Origin of the sequence: Glutamicibacter sp. 2E12, assembly GCF_050030965.1 — a bacterium.
Classification (GTDB): domain Bacteria; phylum Actinomycetota; class Actinomycetes; order Actinomycetales; family Micrococcaceae; genus Glutamicibacter.
In genome coordinates, this window is record NZ_CP188297.1 from 3,330,456 (window position 1) to 3,347,732 (window position 17,277).

The window sequence follows — 17,277 nt, forward strand, 5'->3', positions numbered from 1 at the left end:
CCACGTGGTGTACGCAATTGTCCGCGCAGGCGGCCACCAGGAGAAGGTTTCCGTTGGAGACCTCATCACCGTTGACCGTCTTCAGGCTGCCCCAGGCAGCTCCATCGAGCTTCCAGCTTTGCTGTTGGTAGATGGCGAGAAGGTAACTTCCGCAGCTGCCGATCTGGCTAAGGTCACGGTCACCGCTGAGGTTGTAGAAAACCTTCGCGGCGAGAAGATCGTAATCCAGAAGTACAAGAACAAGACCGGTTACAAGAAGCGCCAGGGCTTCCGTGCCGCTCTGACCAAGGTCAAGGTCACCTCGATCGCCTAATTCAGGCAATCGTAGAATCCATTTTTGTAGCGAAAGAGGCTAAAAGGCATGGCACATAAGAAAGGTGCGAGTTCCACTCGCAACGGTCGCGATTCCAACGCACAGTACCTAGGCGTAAAGCGCTATGGTGGACAGGAAGTCAAGGCAGGCGAAATCATCGTTCGCCAGCGTGGCACCCACTTCCACCCAGGCGCCGGCGTAGGCCGTGGCAAGGATGACACCCTGTTCGCATTGGCTGCTGGCGCAGTCGAGTTCGGCACCCGTCGTGGTCGCCGCGTGGTGAACATTGTGGCTGCTGCCTAATTCAGGCAACAGGCAAATTTTTTAGTACACAAGGGGTGGGCCGATTTCGGTCCGCCCCTTGCGTGCATAGTTAGACTTTTAAGCGAGTAACCCTCGCAACCCCGTACTAGGAGAAGATGGCCCCGTGGCTGCATTCGTTGATCGCGTAACCCTTCATGTCACCGCAGGTAATGGTGGCCACGGTTGTGTGTCCATCAAGCGTGAGAAGTTCAAGCCGCTTGGCGGTCCCGACGGCGGTAACGGCGGCAAGGGCGGAGACATCATCCTGCGCGTCGACCCCCAGGTCACCACGCTGCTGGACTTCCACCACCTGCCGCACCGCAAGGCCGGCAACGGCGAGCCGGGCAAGGGCGGTCTGCACCCGGGCAAGAGCGGCGAGGACCTGGTCCTGGGCGTACCTGCCGGCACCGTCATCAAGACCAAGGACGGCGACATCCTCGGCGACCTGGTCAAGCCGGGCGATGAATACATCGCCGCAATAGGCGGCATGGGCGGCCTGGGCAATGCGTCCATCGCCTCGGACAAGCGCAAGGCCCCGGGCTTCGCGTTGCTGGGCATTCCCGGAACCGGCCAGGATATTGTCCTGGAACTGAAGTCCATGGCGGATATCGCGCTGGTGGGCTACCCATCGGCCGGCAAATCCTCGCTGATCGCCGCCGTGTCCGCGGCACGCCCGAAGATCGCCGACTACCCGTTCACCACCCTGGTGCCTAACCTGGGTGTCGTCGAAGCAGGCGAAACCCGCTTCACTGTCGCCGACGTGCCTGGCCTGATCCCTGGAGCCTCCGAAGGCAAGGGGCTGGGCCACGAGTTCCTGCGCCACGTTGAGCGCTGTGCCGCCATCGTGCACGTGCTGGACTGCGCCTCGCTGGAAGCGGACCGCGACCCAATCAGCGACCTGGACATCATCGAAGCAGAGCTGGCCAACTACGAAGCCGACTCCACCTTCGCCGGTACCGACGGCACCATCGTGCCGCTGATCGAGCGCCCGAAGCTGATCGCACTTAATAAGGTTGACATGCCAGACGGTGCCGACATGGCTGAATTCGTGCGCCCTGAGTTGGAAAAACGCGGTTACCGCGTCTTCGAGATCTCCGCGCTCTCGCGTAACGGATTGCGTGATCTGTCCTTCGCTATGGCTGAATTGGTAGAGCAGGCACGCGCTGAACAGGTTGTTGAAGCCCCAGTAGTCGAGGTGCCTGTGATTCGTCCACGTACCACCAAGCGTGCCGAGTTCACCATCCGCCGCGAGGAGCAGAACTTTGAGCCAATGTGGCGAGTTATCGGTGAAAAGCCGGAACGCTGGATTATGCAGACCGATTTCCGCAACGATGAAGCTGTCGGCTACCTGGCTGACCGCCTGGCCAAGCTGGGTGTCGAAAACCAGCTGTTCAAGGCCGGCGCCAAGCCAGGGGACGCGGTAATCATCGGCGCCGAGGACAACGCAGTGGTCTTCGATTGGGAGCCAACTATGGCAGCCGGCGCCGAACTGCTCGGCGGCAGCCGACGCGGCGAGGACATCCGCCTCGAGGATCGCGGCGATCGCAAGACCCGCGAGGAAAAGCGTGCCGAGCACGAAGAGCGCCGGGCGGCCAAGGCATCGGCTCGCGCCGAACTGGAAGCCGAACGCAAGGCCGGCGTCTGGACCGAATCGGTTGACTCCAAGTACGGACGAAAGACTGCGGAACCAAAGGCAACCCAGGAGGAAAATTAAAGTATGAGTGAAAGTGCCACCAAAACAATTTCAGCCATTACCTCGCCCCACCAACTGCCTCAAGCCAAGCGCTTAGTGGTCAAAGTTGGATCCAGCTCGCTGACCACGGTCAGCGGCGGGATATCCCACGAGCGGTTGAAGTTCCTGGTGGACACTCTCGCTGAAACTGTCAACAACGGTACCGAGGTCATTCTTGTATCCTCAGGTGCCATTGCCGCCGGTCTGGCCCCGCTCGGGTTGGCCAAGCGTCCCAAGGACCTTGCCACCCAGCAGGCCGCGGCGGCCGTTGGCCAGGGTCTGCTGCTGGCGCAGTACACCCAGCTTTTCGATGAGTACGACCAGCGCGTAGGCCAGGTGCTGCTCACCGCCGACGACCTGATGCGCCGCTCTTCCTACACCAACGCGCTGCGCTCCCTGGTTCGCTTGCTGAACCTGGGCGTGCTGCCCATCGTGAACGAAAATGACGCGGTCGCCACCCGCGAAATCCGCTTCGGCGACAACGACCGCCTCGCCTCGCTGGTGGCCCACCTGGTCAAGGCCGACGCGCTGCTGCTCTTCTCCGACGTGGACTCGGTCTACGACGCGCACCCTGATGACGGTGGCAGCCGCATCACCACCATCGAGCACCCCGACGAACTCGAAGCGGTGGACCTGGGCACCCCGGGGGCAGCCGGAGTCGGCACCGGCGGCATGATCACCAAGGTCGATGCCGCGACCCTGAGCTCCTCGGCGGGCATTCCCACCCTGGTGACCAGCACCGACAATGCCGCCAAGGCGCTGCGCGGACAGGATGTAGGCACCTGGTTCGCCGCCCGCAACTCCCGCCGTTCGGCCCGCGACGTCTGGCTGGCCTATCTGGCTTCCATCGAAGGCAAGCTGATCCTGGATGCCGGCGCAGTCAAGGCCATCGAAAAGGGAACCAACTCGCTGCTGGCAGCCGGCATTACCGCCGTCCGCGGGGAATTCGAGGCTGGTGACGCCGTAGAGATCTGCGACGCGGAAGGAACCCCCTTCGCTCGCGGGCTGGTGAACTTCAGCTCCCATGAACTGCCCGAGATGCTCGGACACAACACCACGGATCTGGTTGAGGAGCTGGGCGAAGGTTACGACAGATCAGTAGTGCATGTTGACGACCTAGCTTTGATCGAACCCATTTTCTAGAATGAGGAGCATGAGTATGGATGCCGTAAACACCGAAGAAACGACCACCGACGTCACCACCTCGGTCCACCAGCTGGCCGACCGTGCACGCCGCGCCGCACGGATCCTCAAGCGCGCCAACCGCGACTGGAAGGACCGCGCCCTCGCGGCCATGGCTTCGCGCATCGACCAGAATCGTGCGATGATCCTGCGCGCCAACGAGAAGGACCTGGCTGCCGGCCGCGCCAATGGCACCTCCGAGGCCCTGCTGGACCGGTTGAAGCTCGATGGCAAGCGCATCGACGGCTTGATTTCCGCGCTGCATGAACTCGCTGGCCTGCCCGACCCGGTCGGTCGCGTGGTGCGCGGGGAAACCCTGCCCAACGGCCTGCGCATGCGCCAGGTCAACGTCCCGCTGGGCGTCATCGGCACCATCTACGAAGCGCGTCCGAACGTCACCGTGGACATCGCTGGCCTGGCGCTCAAGAGCGGCAACTCGGTGCTGCTGCGTGGCGGTTCGGCGGCGCTGAACTCCAACCAGGCGCTGGTCGCGGTGATCCGCGACGCGCTGGAGTCCGTCTCCCTGCCCCGCGACATCGTGATCTCGGTCGACGAATTCGGCCGCGCCGGTGCCGACGCCATGATGGGCGCGCGCGGAAAGATCGACGTGCTCATCCCGCGTGGCGGCCGCGAGCTGATCCAGCGCGTGGTCACCACCGCCAAGGTCCCGGTAATTGAAACCGGCGAAGGCAATGTGCACATCTTCCTCGACGCGAGCGCCGACGAGGAAATGGCCGTCGATATCCTGCTCAACGCGAAAACCCACCGCCCCAGCGTCTGCAACACCGTGGAGACCCTGCTGGTCCACAAGGATGCCGCTGTGGCCCCGGCAGTGCTGCAGGCCCTGGCCGCAGCCGGCGTGAGATTGCACACGGACGACCGAGCCGCCGCGCTGGTTCCGCAGCTGCCGACCATCCCGGCGGGGGAGGATGACTGGCGCAACGAGTACCTGGACTTGGATATCGCGGTGAAGGTCGTCGATGGCATGGACCAGGCCCTGGAGCACATCCGCGCCTACTCCACCGGCCATACCGAGGCGATCATCACCTCCACGCTGGCTGCTTCCGAGCAGTTCGTGGCGGAGATCGACTCGGCTGCGGTGATTGTCAACGCCTCGACCCGGTTCACCGACGGCGGGCAGCTGGGCCTGGGCGCAGAAGTAGGCATCTCGACCCAGAAGATGCACGCTCGCGGCCCGATGGGCCTGGCCGAACTGACCACGACCAAGTGGATCGTCCAGGGCGACGGGCACATTCGCAAATAGTTTCTGACCGCCCTTTTCGGTACGATGTAGAAGAAACGTACCGTTACTTTTCGAGCTACTGATCCAGCCGCCCAGGTTGCTGGCTTAGCGAACTCGTGAAAACGACTGGAGAATTATCTTGAACGCGCTGATTTTGGCTTCGGAAGCCGCTTCCACCGGCATGGATCCTCACACTTTCGCTGTGATCGTCGGTGGGGGCATCTTCGCAGCACTGATGGTCCTGCTGCTGATTACCGTTTCCTACACCAACGTAGGCAACCGCCACGAGGCAAAGCCTGAACCAGAGGACACCCACCGCCAGTTCAAGACTCACGTACCACATAGCCACTAGTCTTGGCAGAGCAAAAGCCTCAAGACCGCCCATTGCGCCTCGGCGTGATGGGCGGTACTTTTGACCCCATCCACAATGGCCACTTGGTCGCTGCCAGCGAGGTAGCCGCCGAGTACGGCCTGGATGAGGTCGTTTTCGTGCCCACCGGCCAGCCTTGGCAGAAGGCCGATCGCCAGGTCACCAGCGCTGAGCACCGCTACCTGATGACCGTGATCGCCACCGCGTCGAACCCGCGCTTCACCGTAAGCCGGGTCGACGTCGACCGCGAAGGCGCCACCTACACGCGTGACACCTTGCTCGATCTGCGCGCCTTGCGCCCGGATGCGGAGCTCTTCTTCATTACCGGTGCCGACGCGATGAGCCAGATCATGAGCTGGCGCGACATCGACCAGGTCTTCGACCTCGCCCACTTCGTTGGCGTGAGCCGCCCTGGCTATGTCATCGCGGATGTGGGTCGCGACAATGTCTCGCAATTGGAAATTCCGGCACTGGCAATTTCCTCTACCGATTGCCGGGAGCGTGTCGCCGCCGACAAGCCGGTTTGGTATCTTGTGCCGGACGGTGTGGTGCAGTACATTGCAAAATATGGGCTGTATACCGAGTCGTAACCTCACATAAGGTGGGGTAGCACGGCATAATCTCTAGGTAAGGGTGACGGTATTTGTCTATGCGGTCGGGAGAAGTATCAGGATGAGCGATAACTCGCAGCCGGTTTCAAGCAGGCGAGCTCTGCGCGAAAAACGACGTGCTGAGATGGAAGCTTTGCTGGCCAACAGCAAGGCCGAGCAGGCAGCCAAGGAGCACGCGTCGAAAAGCGCGGAAAAGGCCGAGGATTCGGCGAAGCCAGCGAAATCTGACGCGACCCCAAAGGCCAAGCCGGCACCCAAGGCAGAGCCAGCAAAACCAGCTCCAGCCAAGCCGCAGCCGGCCAAGCCTGCACCCAAGCCAGAGCCGGCAAAACCAGCTCCAGCCAAGCCGCAGCCGGCCAAGCCAGCCGCCAAGACCGCAGGTGCCAAGCCAGAAGCGGCCAAGCCGGCTGGAGCCCCAGCCAAGGCTCCCAGCGCAAAGCCTGCAGCTGAGCCAGCTAGCGCACCACAGTCCGAAGAGTCCCTGGGTGAACGGGCGTCGTTGCGCCGTGCCCGTGACCGCGAGGCCTTGCGCGAGCGTCGTCGACTGGAAGAAGAGGTCGGCGCGCTGACCACTAATATTCCAACGGTCGCCCCCGCGGAGGAACCTAAGCCGCTGACCCGCCGTCAACTGCGCCTCCAGGCGCTGGCAGACCAGGGCAAGGCCGAGCCGAAGGCCCCGGCCGCCAAGAAGCCTGCGCCCAAGGAAGACGACCCGGAGACTACGGTCATGAGCGTCGAGCAGGCGCTAGCCGCCCGCCGTGCCCACGCGCCGAAGACCCCGGTCGATCCAAACCTGCTGGGGGAGGACGATTCCGAGATCGATCTCGAAGTGCTCGCCCACCAGCGTGAAATGGCAGCCCGCGCGGCCATCATTTCCCGCCGTGCCGCGGAACGTGAACGCCTGCGCATCCAGAATGCCAACCAGGGCAAGGACGACAAGGCCTCCGATCCTTTCACCGGCGCCATGGGCAACATTCGCGAGGTCGAGGACCGCATCGCCAAAACCGGCGTGCAAGGGCCCAAGACCCAGAGTGTTTCGCTGGACTTCAACGCCGGCGGCAAGCTCAGCTCCAAGAAGGACGAAGCGGCACCAGCAGCCAAGAAGCCTATGGCCAAGCCGGCGCCCAAACCCGCAGCGAAGGCCCCCGCCAAGCCTGCGGCCAAGGCACCGGCCAAGCCTGCAGCCAAGCCAGTTGCAAAACCAGCCGCTAAGCCTGCGCCAAAGGCGCCGGCGGATCAGAAGGCTGAAACCCATACGGCCCAACCGGCCCCGGACGTTGACATGCCACGCATCGATGCGGTCAATGCACAGGGATTGCAGCCACTTGACGTGCAGGCGCACGGCCTCCGCCGCGCCAATAACATGCTGATCGCGATGATCGTCGCCCTCAGCGTGGGCGGTGCAGCATTGATTGCTGGCTTGATCATGTTGCTTGGCAACTAGTTTTCGTAGGACAATTAGGTTCTCGATCTACACCTCTATAAGGAGACACTCCACTCTATGGGAGCACACGCCGAATCAATTGCCCTCGTGAAAGTTGCCGCGCACGCGGCTTCCGAGAAGATGGCAGAAAACATGGTCGCGCTGGACGTTGCCGACCGCTTGGGCGTCACCGACGCTTTCTTGATTGTCTCTGGTGGATCAGAACCTCAGGTGAACGCAATCGTCGATGAAATCGTCGCTGAGGTGCTCGACGAGTACAGCATGCGTCCGATTCGCCGTGAAGGCTTCGGCCAGGGACGCTGGGTCCTGCTGGACTACGGCGACGTAGTCGTCCACGTTCAGCACCAGGAAGACCGCATCTTCTACGCGCTCGAACGCCTGTGGGCCGACTGCCCAGTCATCGAGCTGCCTGAGGAACTTTCTGAAAACCAGAAGTAACCCTCAATTTGCATCCTGATCAGGTAGTCATCTATGATTATGGAGTTGCCTGATCAGGGTAGCAATCCTTTTGGGGGTATGGCGCAGTTGGTAGCGCGTCTGCATGGCATGCAGAAGGTCAGGGGTTCGAATCCCCTTACCTCCACAAATTAAAATCCTGAAATTTCGGTTTGTCCGAGATTTCAGGATTTTTTGTTTTCCACAAACCGTGTTGCCCACCGCCGGTGCCCGCGATGCCCACGGCATGCTGTATCCCATGAGCACAGTGACGGCACAAGCACTATCGAATCTGGTCGAGGCGGGCAAGCTAATCGCCTTGGCTACTTCGATCCTGTCCGGCGACGTACCGGCCGGCCACGCTGCGATATTCGCGCTGTATGTCGAGGAAATCAACCAAAAGCTCAGTCGGGCACAGATCCACGCAGCTCATGCCCTACGCCGCACCGGTGCACACAAACTTGATCAGGCCTCCTTCCAAGCGGTCAGCGATGCTGGTGTCGATCCCACGCTGGAACAACTTGAAGCCGCCGAAGGACATGCCACTACCGGGCGCACCCATTTCAAAGACGCCAAAGGCATGATGACCGACTGGCTGAATATTCCGCGCGGCACTGCAGGAACTCGGCTAGTCCAAGCCGACTGCCTGCTAGGTGGTGTCGATCAAGCAGGGCAACCGGTAGAGCCGTGGCTCCCGGAGCTAGCCGCGCAATTCGAAGCCCCGAATGTGGACCCGCGATTGGTAGCTTCTACGGCCTTGAAGCTGCATTCGGCACGTAATGATTTCGGCGACGATGAAACCGGCCAGGCGGAGAAAGCGCGATTGGAAGCAGAATCAGTCGCTTTCCTGCGCTCAGAACCCAAATCGGCTCGTAAGCACATCAATGACTTGGTGGCTCAGGTGAAAGCCGGCAAACGCCCGCTGAAAGCTCTGCTGGAGCGCATTGGCATCTTCAAGAAGGGCATGCGCCAGGGCCTGATCGAGTATACGCTTCGTGTGTTGCCCTCCCAGGCGGCGTATATCGAGGCCTACTTCGCGCAACTGGACAATCCTGCCACCGTGGCCGGGAACAGGGACGGCTTGAAAGACGCCGAGGCTCAATTCACGGGTCAGCAGGACTCCGGTTGGGACGATGCGGAGTCCAAACCGGACTGGGCAAAAGACGATCCGGTGGCGGACGAAGAAACCGAAGACGATAGTCCGCCGGCAGACAACAACGAACAAGTTTCGGAGACCTCGGATGACGAGGAAGAATGTTGCCGGCCGGGGGATCCTGAAGAACGTAATACTGAATCAGCTACCAATGGTGCAGTCACTCCATGGGAGGATTTGAAGCCCGAGCGACGCCGTTTAGTTGGATTCATGGCAATGCTGATGAGTGACAGGACGAGCACCAGTGACCCGCCGGGTCAACGTGCTGGGTTGGTCGCACCGCAGGTGAGCATCATTCTGAATTGGGACAAGATGCAAGAGCAAGCACAAGACTTCGCGGTCACCAGCAGTGGGATGTCCTTGTCTGCTGGTGAAGTCAGAACTGCGCTGTGCAATGCCGGAGTGTATCCGGTAGTGCTCAATGGCCAGAGCCTGCCCCTCGATTTAGGCCGGACGCAACGACTGTATTCGAAGTCCCAGCGCCGTGCGATCCGAGCCGCCTACCGGGGCTGTTCCTATCCTGGATGCAGCATGCCCGTAGAACGGTGCGAAATTGATCATCTGGACGCGTGGGAAAAGGGTGGACGAACGGATATCAAGTCTGCCGGGTTGAATTGCCTGATACACCACACTGCCCGGCATTGCGGGTTGTTCCACGCGGTGAAGATTCCGGAGAGCAGGCCGATGGTATTGCTTTCACCAGAATTGGATCCGGAACAGAAATTGCGGATCAATACGTATTTCATGACTCCCGCAGAGGCATTGGAAGCTGAAGCGTTGGCGGATGAAACGACAGCGAAGTGGCGCGCGGGGGAGCTGGACGTAGAAATCGTCGAACCTTGAGATCCCCCTAGCAAGATTCAGCCGCCGACGAGCGGAGGACCGTTTCAGCGCCGATATTCTCGCCGGAGTTGCGATACTTGAATGAACGAAGATCATTCAGGAGCAATATGTCACGTGTTCAACGCCGGGCTGCGAATTCCCGACCATTTTTCGGTACCCAGAATTCGTCGCATACCTCGATGGCTGTTCGCTATATTGATGATGGCAACGTGGAATCCGCTCCGGAAGGCACGAGCGCGGCCGATGCGCTGGCGTTCGGCCAGACTGGTGATCAGCGCATTGCTTTGTCCTTGTATCCCACACCAGATGAAGCTGACATCCACGATCTCACCGAGGCGTGGGAACTGCATCCAGTGCTAGCCGAAGACCTCGTGCACGCCCGCCAGCGGCCTAAACTCGAACGCTACGGCGAGGTGCTCCTGCTGGTAGTTCGCTCAGCGTTGTACCTCGATGAATCCGAAGAAGTCGAGCTGTCCGAGTTCCACATCCTGATGCGCAAAGGCGCTGTGGCGGTGCTCTGCCAGGACCACCGGTGGATCGACGGCACAGACGGCGAGGAATTCGTCGAGTCAATCAGGAACGGCAAGCTTCGCAAGGACCAGGTGCTGCTCAAAGACCCGGAGCTGCTCCGGTTGGGCGCCGAAGCAGTGCTGTACCGGATACTTGATGCGATTGTTGATGGATACGCCCCCGTGCTCCACGGCCTGGGGATCGACAAGGAGCAGATCGAACGGCAAGTCTTCAGTGGCGATGCCGCAGTCACCGAACGCATTTATCGCCTCAGCCAAGAAGTGATCGACATGCAGCATGCGACCGCGTCATTGCTGGAGGTCGTGCAATCGCTCGACGACGGGTTCAAGAAGTACCCGGTGCCCGCTGAGCTGGAAACCTACCTGCAGGATGTCACTGACCACCTCACCCGCGCGCATACCCAAGCCGTGGAATACCGGGATGCGCTATCGCAGATCTTGAGCGTCAATTCCACCCTCGTAGCCCAGCGCCAAAACGAGGACATGAAGAAGATTTCCGGTTGGGCAGCGATCCTCTTCGCCCCGACCTTGATTGCAGCGATTTACGGGATGAACTTCGAGAACATGCCAGAACTGCATTGGACCTTCGGCTACCCGATTGCGGCCGGCCTCATGCTGGGATTTGCTGCCGCACTATATGGTGTATTCAAATGGCGCAAGTGGTTCTGAGCGGAAAGATTCCAGGGGAGACATTGACGGCGAAAATCGACTTCAAGAAGTCGCTGGACAGCTATCGGTCCGTGGCCGGGCAGTTCCGTGTCCTGCAGCTGCCAGCGATGCACTACCTGATGTTCGATGGATCAGGTGACCCGAATACCAGCAACTTGTACCAGCAAGCCCTGCAAACCTTGTATCCGGTGGCCTACAAACTCAAATTCGCGAGCAAGGCGCAGGGCAAGGACTATGTCGTCCCGCCGCTGGAAGGCTTGTGGTGGGCCGAGGACATGGCGGTCTTTACCGAACGGAGAGACAAGGAACAGTGGAGCTGGACCATGATGCTGATGGTCCCGGCGTGGATCAACGAGGACGACTACGCGACGGCTCTGGAAACCGCCCAGGCGAAGAAGCCGTTGCCTTGCCCTGGGCGCATCCGGTTCCAGTCGCTTGCTGAAGGCCAATGCGTGCAGACGCTGCACATTGGCCCCTACGATGCAGAAGCCGAAATCCTGGCCGCGATGCACCACGAATTCATACCCGGCCAGGGACTGCGCATGACTGGCAAGCACCACGAGATCTACCTCGGCGACCCTCGTAAGGTGGCACCGGAAAAGCTTCGCACGATCCTGCGCCAACCCGTTGAGCCCAACTAGCGAGAGGAAAATAGATGGAACTGGCACCCCAGAGCACAGTTGCCCAAGTGCAACAGGCACTGGCCGAGCTCGAAGACCCCAAGTACCGCGCGGTCAATGAGAAGCACGGCGATGATTTCGGCGTGAATCTAGGCAAGCTCCGCGCCTTGGCCAAGTCGTTGAAGAGCAACCAGGAGCTTGCCGAGGAACTCTGGGCCACCGGCGAAACCGCAACCCGGCTGGTCGCGCTGCTGATCGCCAAACCACGGAGCTTTACCTTGGAGCAGCTGCAGGTGTGGAGCCAAGGCGCCAGCACTCCCAAGGTCCAAGCATGGTTCCTGAGCTACATCGTCAAGAAATCCAAGCTGCTCGAGGAGCTCCGCCTGCTGCTCATGAGCCAGAGCGACCCGGTACAGCTGGCTGCCGGCTGGGAGCTGACTGCCCACCAGGTAGTCAAGGCCCCGGAACTGCTGGACCTGGAACAGCTGCTTGACACGATCGAAGCCCGAATGAGCGCCGCACCGGATCGCCTGCAGTGGGCGATGAATACGACCCTGGCGCACATCGGCATCGAGCATGAGCATTTGCGCCGACGTGCCCTGGCCATCGGCGAGACCTTGCAGGTGCTGGCGGACTACCCGACCTCCGCCGGGTGCATTTCACCATTCGCTCCCATCTGGATCACCGAAATGGCCAAAAGAAAAGCCTAGGTCCAGCAATCGCTGGACCTAGGCTTCCGGGAGCTAGGCGTCCGCCGGTTCCTCGCGCTTATCGCGCAGCGCGATCTTGGAGATCACCCAGATCACGGCGGTCAGCCCGCCGGTGAGCAGCAGCTGGGTGCGCGCCGCGGGATCAGTCATCGCGATGGCGACAATCGCCGCAAGGACGATGATCGTAGTGATCGACAGGCCCGGGAAACCCCACAGCCGCAACGGCAGATGCCCGCCATCGCGGTCCGCGCGGCGACGCAGGATCAGCTGCGTCACGGCAATGAACGCCCAGATGAAGATGATGGTCGAACCCACCACGTTCAGCAAGATCGGCATCACAGCCTCGGGCCAGATCCAGTTCAGGCCCACGGCCAGGAAGGAGAAGGCCACGGAGGCGATCACGGCCTTCGACGGCACGCCCTTGCCGGTCACGTGGGTGACGGCGCTCGGGGCGAGCTTGCGCTGGCCCAGCGAGTACAGCATGCGCGAGGAACCGTAGATATTCGCGTTCATCGCCGAAAGCAAGGCGACCACGACCACGGCGTTCATCAAGAAGCCCACGCCTGGAATGTGCATGACATCCAGTGCAGCCGCAAATGGGCCGTCCACGATCGCCGGATCATTCCAGGGCACCAGGGCGACAATGACCAGGATCGAGCCGAGGTAGAAGAACAGGATACGCATCATCACGGACTTGACCACGCGCTTGATGTTGCCGGCCGGGTCCTTGGACTCGGCGGCCGCGATGGACACCACTTCGGTACCGCCGAAGGAGAAGATGACGATCAGGACTGCGGCGGCGATGCCGGCCATGCCACCGGGGGCGAAGCCGCCATGGGCGGCCAGATTGGCGAAGCCAACTGGTTCCGGCGTCGGGATCACCCGGGTCAGCACCAAGGCGCCGAAGACCAGGAACGCGATGATCGCAGCCACCTTGATCACGGCAAACCAGTATTCGAAACGGCCGTAATTCCTTACGCCGAGCAGATTCGCTCCGGTCAGGACCACCACGAAGCCGAGCACCCATGCCCACTGCGGGAAGGCCGGAACCCAGCCGGCGGTAATAGCCGCGGCCCCGGTAGCCTCGGCAGCGATCACCACGACCAGCTGGATCCAGTAGAGCCAGCCCAGGGTGGACCCTGCGCTGCGCCCCATGGCCTGGCCAGCGAAGGTGGAGAACGCGCCGGAGGACGGATTGGCGGCTACCATCTCCGCGAGCATGGCCATGATCACGATGATCACGGTTCCAGCGATCAGGTAGGAGACCAGCACGGCCGGACCGGCGATGGAAATGGCCTGGCCGGAGCCGACGAACAGGCCAGCGCCGATCGCGCCGCCCAGGCCCATCATGGAGATCTGGCGCCGGGTCAGCCCGGTATGCAGCTGCTCGGGGGCTTTGACTGCGCTCACGCGGTGGCCTCCTGGACGGGCAGGGCCGCGAGCACGCGATCCACGTCGTGTGCGGTACCGGAGGAAATCCTCAACCCGTCACCGGGGAAGGCGCGAACCACTACACCGCCGGCGGCGAGCTTGGCTTCAAGCTCTTCGGTCGCCTCGCCGGCATCCACCCAGACGAAGTTCGCCTGCGACTTCACGACCGGGTATCCGGCAGCAGCCAGGCCCTCGTACATCCGCTCGCGCTGGGTGACGACTTCCTCGATGCGCAGCGACAGCTCGCCGATGGCGGCCAGCGAGGCCACCGCCGCGCGCTGTGCCAAGTCGGAGACGCCAAATGGCACGGCCACCTTGCGCAGGTTCCCGGCAACTTCCAGCGGGCTGATGGCGTATCCGACGCGCAGGCCAGCCAGGCCGTAGGCCTTGGAGAAGGTGTGCAGCACGGCCACATGCGGGTACTTGCGGAACAGCTCGATGCCATCGGCCCGCACGGCCGAGCGGTCGAAGTGCACGTAGGCTTCGTCGACGACGACCAGCACGTTGCGCGGCACGGCATTGATGAACTCATCCAGCGCGCGGGCCTCCACCACCGTGCCGGTCGGGTTGTTCGGGTTGCAGATGAAGACCAATCGGGTCTTATCGGTGATCGCGGCCAGCATGGCGGGCAGATCATGGCGGCTATCGGCATCCAGGGGCACCTCGACCGGGGTGGCGCCGGCGATCCGCACCAGCGAAGGATACGCCTCGAAGGAGCGCCACGCGTAGATGACTTCGTCGCCCTCGGCGGCAACCGCATGGATGATCTGGGCCGCGACCTCGACCGAGCCCGCGCCCAGGGTGATGTGCTCCGCCGGGACGCCGAACTGCGAGCTGAGGGCGCCGGTCAATTCGGGCGCCGCGATGCTCGGGTAGCGGTGGATCGTGGCCAGGCCCTCCTGGATGCTGGACAGCACCGAGGGCAGCGGGCTATGCGGGGATTCGTTGGATGAGAGCTTGGAGGCTCCAGCGGCTGCGGGCTTGCCCTGCTTGTAAGCGGGCACTTCCTGCAAGGAGGGGCGCTGGTGAAGGGTCATGAGTTTCCTCTCTGACTGCCAGAGCTGCACGAGGTTGGCAATCGTTCGTATGACAAAGCCGTGGTGCGTGGTCAGCGGTGGCCCTGCTCATATCCTCGCGTGTCGCGATTCACAAGCATCGACTGTAGGTTGAATGAATCTGCCGGCGCAATCGCAAACCCTGTTTCTATGCAGGCTGCATAGCAATCGCCGCCAATCAACCCATTTTACTAGTCAATCTGCCCAGTGTTTTCCACTTCTGCCTCGGCCCTAGCGCACGCTGCGACCAGTGGCAGTGTCCTTCCCTGGAAATGCTCGTGCAGGGCGAAGGAGGATGAGGTCCTTGCCACACCCGGCACCTTGTTGATGCGGTTGAAAATCGCCTGCAGGTCCTCGGGGGTCCGGGCCACAACGCGCAGCTGCAAGTCCGAACTGCCGGTCACGGTGTACATGTCGAGGATTTCCGGGATGGATTCCTCCAATGCGCTCGCGACCGGATCGTGCCCATAGCGCTGGATGATCTCCACCTGGCAGAACGCGACCAGCGTGTACCCGAACCCCGCAGGCTTGACCCGCGGGACGATGCCCTGGATCACGCCGGCCTCGTGGAGCCGGGCCAGCCGGCTGCTGATCGTGCCGCGGGCAACACCCAAGCGCCGGGCGCACTCCATCACCGGAAGCATCGGTGATTCGGTGAGCAGTTCGATCAAATCCGCGTCCAGGCGGTCAATGCGCACGGTCGTCCTTTCGACGAGTCGGTCCAATGATCCAAGGCTAGCGGTGTTTGCTGGGCGCGCTCGATGAAAATGAGCCAAGTGTAATCCGCGCCACAGGCGAGGCTGTTGCCATACTGATCCTCAAGGAGTTCACTGATGGGCAAGACACCTCTCCAGTCGGTAGCCGGTTTGCACGTCCTTGTCACCGGGGCCGCGCAGGGCATGGGTTTGCTTTTCGCCAGGCAGGCTTGCCTCGAGGGCGCGGCACGGGTGGTCATCTGGGACATCGACGCGGCCAAGCTCGACGCGGCTGCCGAGGAGCTGCGCCAGCTCGGCGGCACTGTCGAGACCCATGTGGTGGACCTTGCCGACCAGAGCCAAATCCAGCGCTACGCCGCCACGGCGGTGGAGGGCGGGGGAATCGACGTGCTGGTCAACAACGCCGGGGTGGTCACCGGCACCTCCTTCGCGAAGCACAGCACCGCGCAGATCACCGCGGCCATGCAGGTGAACGCGCTCGCCCCGATGTACTTGACCCACGCCCTGCTTCCGCAGCTGGGCCGACGGGGCAAGGGCCGGGTGCTGACCATCGCCTCGGCGGCCGCGCTGGTGTCCAACCCGAATATGAGCGTCTACGCGGCCTCCAAGGCTGCGGCCCTGTCCTTCAGCGATTCGCTGCGGCTGGAGCTGGAAGGCAACGACCAGATCGCCGTGAGCACCATTTGCCCGACCTATATCAGCACCGGCATGTTCGCGGGCGCCAAGCCGATGCTGCTGACCCCGATCCTGGAGCCGGAAGTCGTGGTGGACCGGGCGTGGCGGGCGATGCTTGCCGGCACGCCGCTGGTGCTGATGCCGTGGACCAGCAAGCTGGGCCAGCTGCTGCGCGGCGTGCTGCCGCGACCGGCCTGGGATTTCGTGGCCGGCAAGGTTATCGGCGTATACCGCTCGATGGACGAGTTCACCGGGCGAACAACGCGGGACGAGCAGATGAATCGGGGCTGAAAGTTCGCTGGCCCATCTGTTGCTGGAGGGCCCTGCGGGGTAGCTTTGGAGCATCGCCCAGCTAGGAGGACCGTCATGCAAAAGCTCACCGTCAATTTATGGATGCAAGGCACTGCAGAGGAAGCGGGGGAATTCTATGCCCGCGCCCTGCCGGAGGCAAAAACCGAAGTCGAATCGCGCTATCCCACCGAGGGCCTGCTGGAATTCCAGGAACCCTTCGCCGGCAAGGCGCTGACCGTTTCGCTGTGGGTGCGGGGAACCAAGATCACGCTGATCAACGCGGGCCAGGAATTCATGCCCAATCCGGCGATCTCGATCATCGTGGTCTTCAACGCCGGCCAGCGCGAGTCCCTCGATGCCACCTGGGCCGCGCTGCTGGAGAGCGGCACGGCGCTGATGCCGCTGGACACCTACCCGTTCAGCGCGCGCTACGGATGGGTGAACGACAAGTACGGTGTCTCCTGGCAGCTGATGGAGTCCGATGAGCCCGTTGAGCCGCGCGCCTCGGTCTTTCCTGCGCTGATGTTCGGCGGTGCGGCCCAGAACCGCGCGGTCGAGGCCATCGAGTACTACAGCCAGGTGCTCGGCGCGAAACTGGACAGCGCTTTCCCGTACGGGGAGCCGACCGAAGCCGCTACCGCCGAAGCGCTGATGTACGCCCAATTCACGCTCGGCGAGGATTGCGTTGCCGCCATGGATTCGGCCGTGCCGCAGGACTTCACCTTCACTCCCGGCGTCTCGCTGGAATGGCCATGCGATGGCCAGGCGGAGATCGACCGCGTCTGGGAGGCGCTGTCCGCGGTGCCTGAAGCCGAGGCCTGCGGCTGGCTGACCGACAAATTCGGGGTGAGCTGGCAGATCGTGCCCTCGAACATGGGCGAGCTGATGGAGCGACCCGGCGCATTCGAGCATATGCTGAAGATGAAGAAACTGGTGATCAACGACTTCTGA

At 62.1% G+C, this 17,277-nt stretch carries 18 protein-coding genes and 1 tRNA gene; 16 read left to right on the forward strand and 3 right to left on the reverse strand.

Annotated features, from left to right (window positions below; genetic code table 11):
* Nucleotides 1–4 precede the first annotated feature (4 nt).
* From rplU to ACP3TE_RS15695, 14 genes are all read left to right on the forward strand, one after another.
* Nucleotides 5–313, forward strand: coding sequence for a 50S ribosomal protein L21 (gene rplU, locus ACP3TE_RS15630; RefSeq protein ID WP_013349163.1), 309 nt, complete (start codon nucleotides 5–7; stop codon nucleotides 311–313).
* Between the two features lie 48 nt (nucleotides 314–361).
* Nucleotides 362–616, forward strand: coding sequence for a 50S ribosomal protein L27 (gene rpmA / locus ACP3TE_RS15635; protein ID WP_013349162.1), 255 nt, complete (start codon nucleotides 362–364; stop codon nucleotides 614–616).
* Nucleotides 617–740: 124 nt separating this feature from the next.
* Complete coding sequence (gene obgE / locus ACP3TE_RS15640; protein WP_105658495.1) at nucleotides 741–2,330, forward strand: GTPase ObgE; 1,590 nt, start codon at nucleotides 741–743, stop codon at nucleotides 2,328–2,330.
* Nucleotides 2,331–2,333: 3 nt separating this feature from the next.
* Entirely contained in the window at nucleotides 2,334–3,491 is a 1,158-nt protein-coding gene (gene proB / locus ACP3TE_RS15645; RefSeq protein WP_105658496.1) for a glutamate 5-kinase, read from the forward strand.
* A gap of 16 nt (nucleotides 3,492–3,507) precedes the next feature.
* Nucleotides 3,508–4,794: a glutamate-5-semialdehyde dehydrogenase gene (locus tag ACP3TE_RS15650; RefSeq protein WP_105658497.1), complete on the forward strand. Its 1,287-nt coding sequence runs from the start codon at nucleotides 3,508–3,510 to the stop codon at nucleotides 4,792–4,794.
* A 118-nt stretch (nucleotides 4,795–4,912) separates the two neighbouring features.
* Nucleotides 4,913–5,125, forward strand: coding sequence for a hypothetical protein (locus tag ACP3TE_RS15655; protein ID WP_105658498.1), 213 nt, complete (start codon nucleotides 4,913–4,915; stop codon nucleotides 5,123–5,125).
* Between the two features lie 2 nt (nucleotides 5,126–5,127).
* Nucleotides 5,128–5,733, forward strand: coding sequence for a nicotinate-nucleotide adenylyltransferase (gene nadD, locus ACP3TE_RS15660; protein ID WP_105658499.1), 606 nt, complete (start codon nucleotides 5,128–5,130; stop codon nucleotides 5,731–5,733).
* 82 nt (nucleotides 5,734–5,815) lie between these two features.
* A complete protein-coding gene (locus tag ACP3TE_RS15665; protein WP_146112903.1) occupies nucleotides 5,816–7,198 on the forward strand; it encodes a hypothetical protein in 1,383 nt (460 codons plus the stop codon).
* Between the two features lie 57 nt (nucleotides 7,199–7,255).
* The gene (gene rsfS / locus ACP3TE_RS15670) at nucleotides 7,256–7,636 is read left to right on the forward strand and encodes a ribosome silencing factor (protein WP_105658500.1); all 381 of its coding nucleotides are present in this window, start codon (nucleotides 7,256–7,258) and stop codon (nucleotides 7,634–7,636) included.
* A gap of 72 nt (nucleotides 7,637–7,708) precedes the next feature.
* Nucleotides 7,709–7,781, forward strand: a tRNA-Ala gene (locus tag ACP3TE_RS15675).
* A gap of 111 nt (nucleotides 7,782–7,892) precedes the next feature.
* Nucleotides 7,893–9,629, forward strand: coding sequence for an HNH endonuclease signature motif containing protein (locus tag ACP3TE_RS15680; RefSeq protein ID WP_105661571.1), 1,737 nt, complete (start codon nucleotides 7,893–7,895; stop codon nucleotides 9,627–9,629).
* A 179-nt stretch (nucleotides 9,630–9,808) separates the two neighbouring features.
* Nucleotides 9,809–10,828: a magnesium and cobalt transport protein CorA gene (locus ACP3TE_RS15685; RefSeq protein ID WP_332488796.1), complete on the forward strand. Its 1,020-nt coding sequence runs from the start codon at nucleotides 9,809–9,811 to the stop codon at nucleotides 10,826–10,828.
* Nucleotides 10,810–11,469, forward strand: coding sequence for a GyrI-like domain-containing protein (locus ACP3TE_RS15690; protein WP_332595112.1), 660 nt, complete (start codon nucleotides 10,810–10,812; stop codon nucleotides 11,467–11,469). The genes ACP3TE_RS15685 and ACP3TE_RS15690 overlap by 19 nt, the downstream gene beginning before the upstream one ends.
* Nucleotides 11,470–11,483: 14 nt before the next feature.
* Nucleotides 11,484–12,158 carry a DNA alkylation repair protein gene (locus ACP3TE_RS15695; protein WP_105658503.1) on the forward strand — a complete coding sequence of 225 codons (675 nt, stop codon included), beginning with the start codon at nucleotides 11,484–11,486 and terminating at the stop codon, nucleotides 12,156–12,158.
* A 33-nt stretch (nucleotides 12,159–12,191) separates the two neighbouring features.
* On the opposite strand, the gene ACP3TE_RS15700 is transcribed toward ACP3TE_RS15695, so the two are convergent.
* The 3 genes from ACP3TE_RS15700 to ACP3TE_RS15710 all read right to left on the reverse strand — a co-directional run bounded on the left by ACP3TE_RS15700 (nucleotide 12,192) and on the right by ACP3TE_RS15710 (nucleotide 15,342).
* A complete protein-coding gene (locus ACP3TE_RS15700; protein ID WP_426734149.1) occupies nucleotides 12,192–13,568 on the reverse strand; it encodes an amino acid permease in 1,377 nt (458 codons plus the stop codon).
* On the reverse strand, nucleotides 13,565–14,626 hold the full coding sequence (gene hisC / locus ACP3TE_RS15705; RefSeq protein WP_105661417.1) for a histidinol-phosphate transaminase: 1,062 nt from the start codon (nucleotides 14,624–14,626) through the stop codon (nucleotides 13,565–13,567). Before hisC ends, ACP3TE_RS15700 begins: the two co-directional genes overlap by 4 nt.
* A gap of 209 nt (nucleotides 14,627–14,835) precedes the next feature.
* Nucleotides 14,836–15,342 carry an Lrp/AsnC family transcriptional regulator gene (locus tag ACP3TE_RS15710; protein ID WP_133833499.1) on the reverse strand — a complete coding sequence of 169 codons (507 nt, stop codon included), beginning with the start codon at nucleotides 15,340–15,342 and terminating at the stop codon, nucleotides 14,836–14,838.
* 135 nt (nucleotides 15,343–15,477) lie between these two features.
* On the opposite strand from ACP3TE_RS15710, the gene ACP3TE_RS15715 reads away from it, so the two are divergent.
* Nucleotides 15,478–16,326, forward strand: a complete 849-nt coding sequence (locus ACP3TE_RS15715; protein WP_105661416.1) for an SDR family NAD(P)-dependent oxidoreductase — start codon at nucleotides 15,478–15,480, stop codon at nucleotides 16,324–16,326.
* A gap of 75 nt (nucleotides 16,327–16,401) precedes the next feature.
* Entirely contained in the window at nucleotides 16,402–17,277 is an 876-nt protein-coding gene (locus tag ACP3TE_RS15720; protein ID WP_426734152.1) for a VOC family protein, read from the forward strand.